The organism is Halodesulfovibrio aestuarii DSM 17919 = ATCC 29578 (genome assembly GCF_000384815.1).
Taxonomy (GTDB): domain Bacteria; phylum Desulfobacterota; class Desulfovibrionia; order Desulfovibrionales; family Desulfovibrionaceae; genus Halodesulfovibrio; species Halodesulfovibrio aestuarii.
The window spans coordinates 20,351-32,828 of the sequence record NZ_ARQF01000016.1 but is presented as its reverse complement, the minus strand read 5'-3'; the positions used below and the strand labels follow the sequence as shown (position 1 = coordinate 32,828).

Here is a 12,478-nt window from a genome sequence, read left to right as displayed (position 1 = left end):
GTTACCGTAATACTTCCACTTTAAATACATATTGGATTACTACAGTGTCAGATTCCAACCGCTATTCAAAAGTTACTCCTGTATCTTGGGAGTTGTTGCAAAGAGATGCCAGACAGCTGGCTTGGGACTTACTTAAAAAAGGTACATGGAAGGGCATTTACGCCGTTACGCGTGGAGGCTTGGTTCCTGCTGCTATTCTTGCCCGAGAAATGGAAATTCACCAGATTGAGACCATCTGTGTCAGCAGTTATAACTGGAAGAATCAGGGTGAGATGAATGTTTTGAAAAAACCGGAAGGGGACGGCGAAGGCTGGTTGATCATCGATGATCTGGTGGATACCGGCGGAACCGCACGAGTTGTGCGTGATATGTTGCCAAAAGCATATTTTGCAACCTTGTATGCGAAGCCGGAAGGCCGCCCGCTTGTAGATACATTTATCAGAGAATATTCTCAGGATACTTGGATTTTATTCCCTTGGGATTCTGAGGGTCAGTTTGTTGAGCCGCTCGTTAAGCGGGTTAATGATACGAAGTAGTTCTATTTGGATGTTGCAGAATAGCTCTGCAACTCCTCTTAATATTCGGGATTGATGTTTCATGGGAGGAAACAATGCGTAAATTAGTGGGTATTGCAATGCTCGCTGCTATGGTTGTTGTCGCTGGCTTTGGCGCAACTGTAGCACAGGCGAAAGATTTGAAAGTTGGCTTCGTGTACGTTTCTCCAGTTGGTGACGCTGGGTATTCTTACGCTCACGACCTTGGTCGTCAGGCTGTTGAAAAAATGGACGGCGTAAAAACGTTTTATGTTGAATCCGTACCGGAAGGTGCTGATGCAACCCGTGTTATCAACAACATGGCTCGTAAAGGGTACGATGTAATCTTCGGCACCAGCTTCGGTTACATGGACCCAATGCTCAAAGTAGCAAAGAAATTTCCTGATACTACCTTCATGCATTGTTCCGGTTACAAAACTGCACCGAACATGTCTGCATACTTTGGTCGTATCTATCAGGCTCGTTACCTTGCAGGTCTCGTAGCTGGTTCCATGACTAAATCCAACATCATCGGTTACGTTGGTGCATTCCCTATTCCGGAAGTTAAACGTGGTATCAACGCATTTACTCTCGGTGTTCGCGCTGTGAACCCTAAAGCAAAAGTGCACGTTGTCTGGACTAAAACTTGGTACGACCCTGCAACCGAGAAAGAAGCTGCCAAGTCTCTTATCGACATCGGTTCCGACGTTATCGCACAGCATCAGGATTCCCCAGGCCCTCAGGAAGCTGCTCAGGAAGCCGGTATTTACTCCATTGGCTACAACTCTGATATGTCCCAGTTTGCTCCTAAAGCACACCTTACTTCTGTAGTATGGAACTGGAGCGCATTCTACCCGGTAGTTATTGAAAAAGTTCAAAAGGGCGAATGGAAAGCTGACAACTACTGGTGGGGACTTTCCGAAGGCGTAGTTGATCTTGCACCATTCGGTGACATGGTTCCTGAGAATGTTCGTGCTATGGTTACTGCCCGTAAAGCAGAAATTAAAAATGGAACATTCAAGGTGTTTGCTGGCCCTGTCAAAGATCAGTCCGGTACTATCCGTATTGCAGAAGGCGAAACCGCTTCTGACGCAATGCTCGCTGGTATGGATTGGTTTGTTGAAGGCGTTGAGGGCTCTAACCAGTAGCCGTTGGGCTAATCTGGAGTATCTTAGCATATGCTAGGTTTTACTATTGAAAAACGTCAGGAGCCCCTTAAGTGGGGCTCCTTTTTTATCTTTCTGGTTGCGATGGTTTTTTCTCTCGGGGTAAGCGCTTTGTTGCTGGCTGTTCAGGGAAAACCACCGTTGGAAGCAATGTACCTGTTATGGGACGGAGCCTTTGCTCACGGATGGGCTCTTGAGGACACTGTCCTTAAAGCTATCCCTATTTTTCTCTGTTCCCTCGGGGTTGCAGTCTGCTTCCGTATGCAGATCTGGAATATTGGCGCGGAAGGGCAGTACGCCCTCGGGGCCATCGGTGCAACCTGGGTTGTGCTGAGCATGCCGAATGCACCTGTATGGGTGCTGATGCCGCTTATGTTTATCGCAGCCGCGGTGCTTGGCGGGCTTTGGGCAATTATTCCGGCTTTGCTGCGCGAGAAGATGGGACTTAACGAAATTATTTCGACACTGATGTTTAACTACATCGGCATCCTGTTTCTTCAGTACCTTGTCTACGGTGCATGGAAAGATCCTGCGAGCTTCGGTTTTCCGATGACTATCATGTTCCCTGATACAGCCGTTATCGGCGAATTATTCGGACGGATTCATTGGGGCATACTTGTCTGTGCGGGTGCTGCGTTAGCTCTTACCGTATTTTTAAAGCATACTCGCCTCGGGTTCGAAATCATGGTCAGTGGCGAGAATCCTCGTGCCGCCCGTTACGCTCGTATGCCGTACAGCGCACTTGTTGTGCTGGTCATGGGACTATGCGGTGCGTTGGCAGGCTGGGCAGGGCTTATTGAAACGTCTGCAACGCTTAACCGTCTGCAACCGACAATCGTCGTGGGGTACGGTTTTACCGCAATTGTTGTGGCGTGGCTTGCCCGTCTGCGTATTACCTCCATTGCCGGATACTCTATTTTGTTGGCAGGTCTGCGCGTAGGTGTAGAGAACTTGCAGCTTGAATTGCAGGTGCCGGCGTCATTTACCGGTATTATGCAGGGACTTATTCTGTTGAGCGTATTGGCTGGACAGTTCTTTAACTGGTATTCTTTCCAGAGAAGCAAGCGAGGATAATCGTGGGCTTAGAACTTATTATTCCTATTCTGGCTGCGACTATTCAGTCCGGTACACCAATTCTGTACGCAACTCTTGGAGAGATGCTGACAGAGCGTTCCGGTGTGCTGAACCTTGGTGTGGAAGGTATGATGATTTTCGGCGCGTTTTTCGCGTTCATTGTTTCATACTTCACAGGCAGCCCGTGGCTTGCGTTTGTCTGCGCAGGTGTGCTTGCCGGTCTTTTCGGTCTTGCACATGCAATTGTCTGCCTTGTTTTCCAAGGTAATCAGGTTGTATCTGGCCTTGCTCTTACTATTCTTGGTGTCGGCCTTGCAGATTTCCTTGGCACAACCTACGTAGGTATGTCTGCACCGGGGTTTGCTCCATTTGATATTCCATTTCTGTCTTCCATTCCGGTTATGGGCGATATTTTCTTTAAGCAGGATGCATTGGTCTATGTGTCCTACTTCCTGCCGTTCCTGTTCTGGTTCTTCATGAGCAGAACCCGCTGGGGGCTTGCTCTCGGCGCGGCCGGTGAAAATCCGGCTGCATGTTTTGCCGCAGGTCTTAATCCTGTGAAACTGCGCTGGGCGGGGATTTTCTTTGGCGGTGTCCTTTGCGGTCTTGGCGGAGCATACCTGTCTCTTGCCTACACCCATCTGTGGACAAACAACATGACAGCAGGACGTGGTTGGATTGCTGTCGCGTTAGTTATTTTTGCATTCTGGCGTCCGGGTCGTGCAATGTTCGGTGCGTATCTGTTTGGCGGAATTATGGCATTCCAGATGCGTTTACAGGCTGTAGGAGCAACATTGCCTTCATCACTGCTGCTCATGCTTCCATACGCACTGACTATCATCGTTCTTCTTTTTTCTTCAGCGCGAGGCAAGGGGCGTCAGGCTCCTGCTGCTCTCGGCGTGAATATTGAGCCGGGAGAATAGCCGTGGCAGAATACGTTAATAAGCGAACCAACCGCGGTGCATTTGCAGGACGGGCATCATTTGTCCGGTTACATGGAATCAGCAAGCATTTTGGTAAGGTGCGTGCAAACCACGAAATTACTCTCGATATTCGTCCCGGTATGATTAAAGCTTTGCTGGGCGAGAACGGTGCGGGTAAATCCACCCTCATGTCTATTCTTTCCGGTAGATTCCAGCAGACTTCCGGTGATATTCTGGTAGACGGTAAGCTGACAACCTTTACCTCTCCGAAAGACGCAATTAAAGCGGGTATCGGTATGGTTTATCAGCATTTTATGCTTGTGGAATCCATGACTGTTGCGCAGAACGTGTTGCTTGGTCAGGAAAAAGCATTCCTCATCAGCCCGAAAGAGCAGGAAAAAGAAGTTGCAGAACTGGCGGAACAGTACGGTCTGCCTATCGACCCTTCAGCAATTGTTTCGACCCTTTCCATGGGTGAAAAGCAGCGTGTTGAAATTCTTAAGCTTTTGTACCGTGACAGTCGCGTGCTTATTCTTGATGAACCGACAGCCGTTCTGACTCCGACCGAGACTGAGCAGCTTTTTGATGCCATGTGGCGCATGGCGGACCAAGGTAAATCTCTCGTCTTTATCTCTCATAAACTCAAAGAAGTTATGGCAGTGGCAGACGAAATAGCCATTCTCCGTAAAGGTGAAGTTGTTGATGAGTTCAAAGAAGCGGATGTGCCGAACGAAGCTGTGCTTGCAAACCGCATGGTCGGCCGTGATGTTGAACTCTCCCTTGATGCGCAGCCTGTAGAACTTGGTGCAACCGTTCTGGACGTACAAGGATTGGAAGGTGACGGGCTTGAAGATATCATGCTTTCTGTCAGGAAAGGTGAAATTGTTGCCATCGCAGGTGTAGCAGGGAACGGTCAAAAAGAGCTTGTAGAAGTTGTCTGCGGTCTCCGTAAGCCGATAACAGGTGATGTTTCAATCCTTGGGCTGGAATGGCATGATTTCTATCCGCGACCTCCAAGAAAAGGGCGTTCTCTCGCCTATATTCCTGAAGACCGCCAAGGACTTGCGACATGTAAATTCGTTGATCTGGTGGACAACTTCCTGCTCACAACGCGTCATTCGTTTTCAACAGGGCCGTTCTTAAACCGTAGCAAGGCAATCGACACAACCGTAGAGATTGTTGAGCAGTTCAACGTACAGCCCGGGCATATTGATGCGGACGCACGGTCTCTTTCCGGCGGTAACCTGCAAAAACTCGTTATCGGGCGTGAGTTCTATCGTCAGCCTGATATCATTGTTGCAGAAAACCCGACACAGGGTCTCGATATTTCAGCAACAGAAGAAGTCTGGCAGCGACTGCTTGAAGTCCGTAAGCGCGCAGGTATTTTGCTTATAACATCAGAGTTGAACGAAGCACTGCAACTCGCAGACCGTATAGCCGTCATGTACCGTGGTCGTATTATTGATCAGTTCCCGAAATCGGATTCTAAAAAAGTTGAAGCTATCGGGCTCATGATGGCGGGTGTTACGCCCAAATAAGTTTTTTGTTTTTTGACTTTTTATGCCTCCGGCGGGCGGGGCTCTGCCCCTGCACCCCGCGAAAGGGACGCCCTCTCGACTGCGAGGGTATGTTCCCTGTCAAATAGTATATCCATTACCTATGAAGAACAGCCTACAAAATGTAGGCTGTTCTTTTTTTATGCTCTGGGGGGAAATGCTGAAAAAGGGATATCTTGAGCAACAGGAGAGAGTGTTACATACGTTTTGATATGTATGAGTTACGTCTGGTTCCGTTTTTTGAAAGTACAAGAGGGAACCTGCATGCAACGGTCTTTATGACATTGCATGTTGCATAAGATGTCTTCAGTTTGGTAAAATGGTTTCCTTACCGTACTGACTCGAAAAGGGTGGGTATACTATCGCCTGCGATCATAGGCGCAAAGGATAAAGGATTCATTTATGACTGAACAAGCTGCCGAACTGAAGTATGCTGTTCGGTTCCGAGTTGTCTTCAAATATTTTGGTCAACTGTGCCTTGTTCTCGCGATGTTGTCTCTTGTGCCGTTGTCTGTGTCGCTGTTCTTTGGAGATACGGCCATCAGCCTGCGCTATGGCATTGTGATCGGCGGGCTTGCAGTTCTGGGGTGGTCTCTGGTTCGGCTGCGGGTTCCATTCGGAATACAGGCCAATGAAGGCATGGTTGTGGTCGCGCTGATGTTTCTTTTCACACCGTTTGTGATGTCCTACCCCATGATGGGCGGGGGGATGGAGTTTTTGGATGCCCTCTTTGAAGCCATTTCCGGCATGACGACTACGGGGCTGAGTACGAAGGCTACGCTCGCCGGAATGCCGAAAACGTTTCTTTTTGCCCGCGCATGGATGCAATGGTATGGCGGGCTGGGAATTGTAGTCCTTTCTTTGGCGCTTGTTATGCAACCGGGGCTGGTGGCGAAGGGGTTGGCTGTTACAGAGGCCGATACTGAAGATCTGGTTGGTGGCACACGGGCCCACGCACGACGGGTTCTGAAGGTCTATAGCGGATTAACCGTTCTGGGGATCATCGGATCTATGATGGTTGGCATCAGTTTTTTTGATGCTGTGCTGTATTCTTTCGCGGCGCTCTCAACCGGAGGCTTTGCCCCGAATGATGGCAGCCTCGCAATGTTGAACCGGTTTGCACAGGTGTGGATTACTCTGCTCTGCCTTGCAGGAGCGATTCCTTTGGCAGTCTATTACCGAATGTTGAAAAAGAAGCGACACGTAGCACTGGATATTTTGCAGTTTAAGCTCGTTATCATAGCTTCCTTTGTAGTTTCGCTAATGGTGGGTATCTCCATGCGGCTGAACATTGGCATGGATTGGTCTCAGGTATTCCAGCACGCGCCCCTGTTCGCTTTTTCCGCACAGAGTACTGCGGGGTTTTCCTCGATGCCATGTGAGCAGCTTGACGCGGGATCGAAGCTGATTCTGATTTTCTCGATGATTGCCGGCGGCGGTGCAGGATCTACCTCAGGCGGATTCAAACTGTTGCGGCTGCTGATCGCGGTAAATGTGTTTCGGTTGCTCATCATTCGAACAAGCCTGCCGAAACATGCCGTTTTTGAGCCTCGGATTGCTGGTCGCCGATTGCAGGACGATGAGATCCGTATGGCGCTGCTGGTTATTGTGCTGTTCATATTCATTATTGCGCTGTCCTGGCTATTGTTTGTAGTAATGGGATACGACCCTCTCGACTCCTTGTTTGAGGTGACTTCCGCGACTGGAACAGTAGGGCTTTCCGTTGGGCTGACAAGTACAGAATTACCCGATCTTCTTAAATGTGTTCTGTGCGCTGACATGTTGATGGGACGACTTGAAATTGTAGCGTGGATTGTGATGCTGTATCCTGGAACGTGGATTGGTAGAAGAATGGAGGGAAAATGAGAACAGTGTTTATTGGAGCAGGGCAAGTCAGTATTGAAACCGCAAAGGCACTCGTTGAAAAGAGTCACGAAGTCATCATCGTCGAGAATGACAAAACAAAGATTGACGAATTGTCTGACGATATGGATTGCAGCTTTCTTTTAGGTGATGGCAGCCGGCCCGATATTCTGCGCGAGGTGAATCCGGAACATACCGACATACTGTTCTGTTTGACCGATAGTGACCAATCCAACGTTATTGCCAGCCTCGTCGGCCGTTCTCTGGGGTTCAAACGAATTGTAACGAGCATTCGGGATAAGCAGTTCGCAGGCATCTGCCATGAGTTAGGGTTGACGGACACAATTATCCCGTCCCGAACCATAAGTCGTTATCTGGTGGATATGGTCGGCGGCAGTAAAAACGTAGAGTTGTCCACGGTTCTCAAAGATGAGGCCCGTTTTTTCATGTTTATTGCTGAGGAAGAAGACGCCGTCGTCGTTAACAAGTTGAAACTGCCTGTGGATGCCCGCGTCGTTTGTTATTATCGTGAAGGGAAGTTTGCCCATGCAAATGAAGATACGGCATTACGCGCTGGCGACGAGATTGTGATTTTGACACACAGCAAGAGCTTGAATGAATTGGAAAAGCGTTGGCAGCCAAAGCTGCAAAAGGAGAATCCTTCGGAGTAGGCATCATTTTTTTTAGTTACAATATGAAAAAGGATGGGGAGGTAGTCTCCCCATCCTTTTCATGTTTTTTTAGACAGCCGCATCAGCTGAATTCTGAATAGCAAATTTTTAATTAGCAATCAGGACAGGCCGTGATGTATTTTTCAGTGCTATTCTGACTCAATGAGTCCGCGTTCGCTGAAGACTGCTTTTACAGTAAACATGGCATTGAGTGCTGCGGGAAAACCGGCATAGACAGCCATCTGAATGATGGTTTCTACGATTTCTTCTGGTTTGCAGCCGACGTTAAGTGCGCCGTGCGTGTGTACTGCCAGCTGCGGCTGGCAATGGCCGAGTGCTGCCAGAGCTGCAACGGTTATGAGTTCCCGTTTTTGCAGATCCAGTCCGGGGCGTTGGTAGATATCGCCGAAGGGAAATTCAATGGTATATTTGGCAAGATCAGGTGCTATTGATTGCAGGCTTTCGATAACCATTTTTCCTGCTTCGCCGTCAATTTCATGAAGTTTTTCTAGCCCTGTCGTAAAGCGTTGACTGTCCATGTAACTCTCCTTTTGTAGGTGTGTTGAATGTTTCAAGCACCGAGCCTACAAGTTAGAGTTAACTCTAAGTCAAGCGATTGTTTGAATTAATCATATCGTCGTAGTAAGCGATCTTTTCTTTGAGCTTGGACAGGTGCTGTGCCTCTTGTGCAAGGCGCTCTTCAAGGGCGTGTGCATGCTCTTTCAGCAGTTCCATGCGTTGCGTTGCGGTATGTTCCCCCTGGTCTCGCAGTTCTGCGTAGATAAGGATCTGTTTTAAAGGCATACCTGTGTCTTTTAAGCGCGTAATGAATTCCATCCACACTAGATCGTGTTTTGAAAAGATCCTGTGTTCGCTGCTATTACGTTCGATATTTTTAAGTAAACCGATTTTTTCATAATACCGGATGGTGTGAGCGGATAAATTGGTCGCTTGAGAAAAACTTTTCATGTTCATAATGCATGTTACCATAGAGAAAGCCCATACAACAATCTGGTTGTATGGGCTTTTTTGTTTGAGAATAGATCTATGAAGGGTTTACTGTATGTACAGGCCGGCAAAATTCAACAAGATGCCCGCTGGGGTCTTTTACCATGGCTGATTCAAAGTTCCATGGCTTTACTTCTGGTAGAGCGATAGTGCTGGCACCGTTTGTAAGAGCTTTTTGGTAAGTTTCAGTTACATTTTCAACCTCAAAACCGAGTTGCATTCCGAGTGCCTCGTTATCAGGATGCGCTTTTTGGTAGCCTTGGGGAACAAGTTGCGTTGCAAGCTCATGATGGGCAAATGCAAGAACGGTGTTGCCTGTTTCCATTTCTGCGTACATACCGCTTTCATGCTTGAACCGGAGTGTGAGATCGAGCACTTTTTCGTAAAAAGTAATTATTTCTGGGATATTATCTACATACAGAGTGACATAACCTAACTTCATCATTTTTCTCCCGAGAAAATCAAGCTGTTTGTTGTGTGGAATGACATATGCTTCGGGGTATTACCTGTTTCTATTGTTATCCTAATACAATAAGCAAGAAAAGAGGGCGAGTGCGAATTGGGAAAAAACGTTAAGTTATAACATGGCGTAAAGATGCAATGGCTGCGGCGTGTTGTGTATGGAAAAAAATCAAAAAGACAGATGATTGGTCGGAGGGGGAGCAGAATATGGCATGCGTTTTCCCGGTTCTTGTTACTTATCATAACCAGTACATAGTGCTCACGGTATTCTGAATGCATTGATCAAAATAGATGTGGAGGTTCAGAATGGCTGATCTAGTGGTAATTGCATATGATACCGAGCAGCGGGCCTCAGAAGTTCGCGCAGAACTGTTAAAGATGGCTGGTGAATATCTTGTTGAGATAGAAGATGCAGTAATTGCCATTCATAAGCAGGATGGCAAAGTTAAATTACGGCAGATGCACGCTTTGACTGCCGCTGGTGCCGTCGGCGGTGGCTTCTGGGGTGTTTTTATCGGCCTGCTGTTTCTTCATCCGCTTCTCGGTCTTGTGGCTGGTGCCAGTGCGGGGGCTGCTGCCGGAGCCATGAGCGATGTGGGTATTAATGACAATTTTATGAAAGAACTTGCAGAAAAACTGACTAAAGGAACTTCTGCCTTATTTGTGCTCTGTTCAAAGATGACTTCTGAGCGCGTTCTTGAACGGTTGAAAGGGAGCGGCGGGCACTTGATGCAGACATCTCTTTCTCATGAAGATGAAGAAAGACTGCGCAAGGTAATTGGTGATACATAGACGGAATGGAGTTGGATTATGACGATATCTTATGCACTCTTGACTGTGGTGTTGTTTATTTCAGCAAGTGTTGTGAAGTGGTTAGATACGCGGCAAAAGACATGGCTGTATTGCCGCTTGCCAGCTTTAAATAGATATAATTGAAAATTATTGTAACAAGGATACTGTGTTAATTGATAATACCTCCTTGTTTTTGGATAAGCTAAAAAGAGCAGGCAACCGTGTGCGCGGATGTCTGCTCTTTTTTTTGTTCCTGATTCGCGGTATGAACTGATAACAGTATAATTCTTTCTTGTGTCATCATGGTATGCGCCCGTACGCATCCTTGCATGGCATGAAGACCACAGTTACAGGGGGAATACCGAATTGACACGTACTGTAAAACATAGCGTATTTATAGAAACTTTTTGTGTAGCCGGTATAGTACTCTGTTTGTCCGTTGCAACAGCCGTGTACTTGTTTGCTATTGAACTGAGTAATCAGAATCTGCTGCTTTTGCTGTGCGGTGTACCTGCCGTGCTCCTGAGCCTTGTGTTTGTTTTGTATCGCAGAGAAAAAACAAAAATTGCGCAACACGACAGAACCTTACTCGTTGAATTGGCAGATACAAAAATGCAAGTGCATGTTCTGCAACGTAATGAAACATTGATGCAGTCTATTTTTAATGCTTCGCAAAATATATATTATATTTTTGATGAGTTTTTTGTGTGTCAGAATGTCATTACATCAAGAAAAAATTTACTTGAGTATTGTCACAAAAGCGAACCTGTCGGCAAACAACTGTCAGAGTTATTTGATCAAAAGGTGTCGGACACGATAAGTCGCTTCCTGTTGAAAAGTCTTGAGCACAACAGTCTGCAAGTTTTTGAATATAGTGTAAAACATGCCGGCGAGGAACACTGGTTGGAAGGTCGTGCTCTTGCGCTGCCTCAGCATGGTTGCGGATCTAGAAAAATTGTGTGGGTTGCGCGTGAGATTACAGAAGAAAAGCGCAATCGCGAAGCCGTTCGTGTTCTCTCTACACGCCTTGCGTTATCGGAAGAACAGCAGCGTCGTAAAATTGCTGTGGAACTGCACGACAGTCTCGGGCAGATTCTGGCAATCGTTAAGATGCGGCTGAATCTGTTACGCCGTTATTTGAAGGATGGAGACGAACTGAAACTGCTTGATGCCAGCATGGAACAACTCGGAAGCGGTATTGAACTGACACGGACTCTTGTATGGGAATTGAGTCCGCCGACATTGTATGCACTGGGGCTTGTTGCTGCTGTGGAATGGCTTGGTGAAAAATACGCCAGAGAACATGATATTGAGTTTGTGGTAGAAGACAACATGCAGTGCAGTATCTGGGGCAGTGATTTCAAAATTATGATGTTCCGCGTTGTCAGAGAACTTATGGCCAACGTGGTCAAGCATTCGGGGGCTTCTGTTTGCACAATTACATTCGACAGTCGTACTGACGGCATCGCGATTACGATTCATGACAATGGCAAAGGATTTCCGGAGAGCACTGCCGGTTCGGGATTCCGAAAAGGGTTCGGGCTGCTTACCATTCAGGAATCTATCCGTCATCTCGGAGGGGATGTTGCCTTCACATCCGACAGTGTTGGCGGTAATGTCCTTATCTTTATTCCTTTCAAACAATCTGCACCCGCACTCGATGTGGAAATGAGTGCAGCAACAGGAAGATACAATGAATAAGACCATCCGTGTTGTCATTGCAGATGACCACAAGGTTTTTTTAGAAGGTCTTTGCTCGTTGGTTAAAGACGAAAAAGACATCGAAGTCGTCGGGAAAGCCGCCAGCGGTACAGAGTTGGTGGAACTGGTAGCCAAGCTGCGTCCTGATGTAGTTATTTCTGATATCAGTATGCCGGGGATGAACGGAATTACTGCTGCGCAGAAAATCACTCAGGAATTCCCTGATACGCGCATTATTGCGTTGTCGATGCATAAAGATACACAGTTTGTACGGGAAATTTTAAAGACAAACGCCTACGGCTTTCTGCTGAAAGATTGTTGTTTTGACGAGTTAGCACATGCTGTGCGTTCTGCGATGAAGGGTGAAATCTGTTTAAGCCAGCCTCTTAGAGATTCTGTCGTGATGGATTATATAGGAACATTGCGTAATCCTCAGGAAGAGGAGGTTCCTCTTTCTACAAGGGAGAGAGAAGTGCTTAAATTAATTGCTGAAGGTAACAGTACCAAGGAAGTGGCGGAGCAGCTCTGTATCAGTGTTAAAACAGTTGAAACGCATCGCAGACAGATCATGCAAAAAACCAAATATACCAGTGTGGCAGAGCTGACAAAGTACGCAATACGTTGTGGATTGACGACTGTTTAAGTGCTCAAACAATGTTTAATAAAATAAGTGCGTTGGGGAAAAACCTTACCGTTTTTCCACTTTTCCCTGATTGAGTGATTCTAGAA

Annotated in this window: 13 protein-coding genes; 10 read left to right on the top strand and 3 right to left on the bottom strand. The window is 47.1% G+C overall.

Annotated features, from left to right (window positions below):
• The first annotated feature begins 44 nt into the window (after positions 1-44).
• From gpt to F461_RS0101580, 7 genes are all read left to right on the top strand, one after another.
• A complete protein-coding gene (gene gpt, locus F461_RS0101610; protein ID WP_019999413.1) occupies positions 45-536 on the top strand; it encodes a xanthine phosphoribosyltransferase in 492 nt (163 codons plus the stop codon).
• A 74-nt stretch (positions 537-610) separates the two neighbouring features.
• Positions 611-1,681 carry a BMP family ABC transporter substrate-binding protein gene (locus F461_RS0101605; RefSeq protein ID WP_019999412.1) on the top strand — a complete coding sequence of 357 codons (1,071 nt, stop codon included), beginning with the start codon at positions 611-613 and terminating at the stop codon, positions 1,679-1,681.
• Positions 1,682-1,711: 30 nt separating this feature from the next.
• Positions 1,712-2,773: an ABC transporter permease gene (locus F461_RS0101600; RefSeq protein ID WP_019999411.1), complete on the top strand. Its 1,062-nt coding sequence runs from the start codon at positions 1,712-1,714 to the stop codon at positions 2,771-2,773.
• Positions 2,774-2,775: 2 nt separating this feature from the next.
• On the top strand, positions 2,776-3,696 hold the full coding sequence (locus F461_RS0101595; RefSeq protein WP_019999410.1) for an ABC transporter permease: 921 nt from the start codon (positions 2,776-2,778) through the stop codon (positions 3,694-3,696).
• A gap of 2 nt (positions 3,697-3,698) precedes the next feature.
• Positions 3,699-5,234, top strand: a complete 1,536-nt coding sequence (locus F461_RS0101590; RefSeq protein WP_019999409.1) for an ABC transporter ATP-binding protein — start codon at positions 3,699-3,701, stop codon at positions 5,232-5,234.
• 420 nt (positions 5,235-5,654) lie between these two features.
• A complete protein-coding gene (locus F461_RS0101585; RefSeq protein ID WP_019999408.1) occupies positions 5,655-7,118 on the top strand; it encodes a TrkH family potassium uptake protein in 1,464 nt (487 codons plus the stop codon).
• Positions 7,115-7,786 carry a potassium channel family protein gene (locus F461_RS0101580; protein ID WP_019999407.1) on the top strand — a complete coding sequence of 224 codons (672 nt, stop codon included), beginning with the start codon at positions 7,115-7,117 and terminating at the stop codon, positions 7,784-7,786. Before F461_RS0101585 ends, F461_RS0101580 begins: the two co-directional genes overlap by 4 nt.
• Before the next feature lie 149 nt (positions 7,787-7,935).
• On the opposite strand, the gene F461_RS0101575 is transcribed toward F461_RS0101580, so the two are convergent.
• The 3 genes from F461_RS0101575 to F461_RS0101565 form a co-directional block, all read right to left on the bottom strand.
• Positions 7,936-8,325: a carboxymuconolactone decarboxylase family protein gene (locus tag F461_RS0101575; RefSeq protein WP_019999406.1), complete on the bottom strand. Its 390-nt coding sequence runs from the start codon at positions 8,323-8,325 to the stop codon at positions 7,936-7,938.
• Positions 8,326-8,389: 64 nt separating this feature from the next.
• The gene (locus tag F461_RS19565) at positions 8,390-8,755 is read right to left on the bottom strand and encodes a MerR family transcriptional regulator (RefSeq protein ID WP_219855484.1); all 366 of its coding nucleotides are present in this window, start codon (positions 8,753-8,755) and stop codon (positions 8,390-8,392) included.
• A 76-nt stretch (positions 8,756-8,831) separates the two neighbouring features.
• Entirely contained in the window at positions 8,832-9,236 is a 405-nt protein-coding gene (locus F461_RS0101565; protein ID WP_019999404.1) for a VOC family protein, read from the bottom strand.
• 326 nt (positions 9,237-9,562) lie between these two features.
• Between F461_RS0101565 and F461_RS0101560 the strand changes: the two genes are divergently transcribed.
• The 3 genes from F461_RS0101560 to F461_RS0101550 all read left to right on the top strand — a co-directional run bounded on the left by F461_RS0101560 (position 9,563) and on the right by F461_RS0101550 (position 12,392).
• Positions 9,563-10,048 carry a DUF1269 domain-containing protein gene (locus F461_RS0101560; protein WP_019999403.1) on the top strand — a complete coding sequence of 162 codons (486 nt, stop codon included), beginning with the start codon at positions 9,563-9,565 and terminating at the stop codon, positions 10,046-10,048.
• A gap of 366 nt (positions 10,049-10,414) precedes the next feature.
• The gene (locus F461_RS0101555) at positions 10,415-11,749 is read left to right on the top strand and encodes a PAS domain-containing sensor histidine kinase (protein WP_019999402.1); all 1,335 of its coding nucleotides are present in this window, start codon (positions 10,415-10,417) and stop codon (positions 11,747-11,749) included.
• Positions 11,742-12,392, top strand: coding sequence for a response regulator (locus F461_RS0101550; protein WP_019999401.1), 651 nt, complete (start codon positions 11,742-11,744; stop codon positions 12,390-12,392). The genes F461_RS0101555 and F461_RS0101550 overlap by 8 nt, the downstream gene beginning before the upstream one ends.
• Positions 12,393-12,478: the final 86 nt, after the last annotated feature.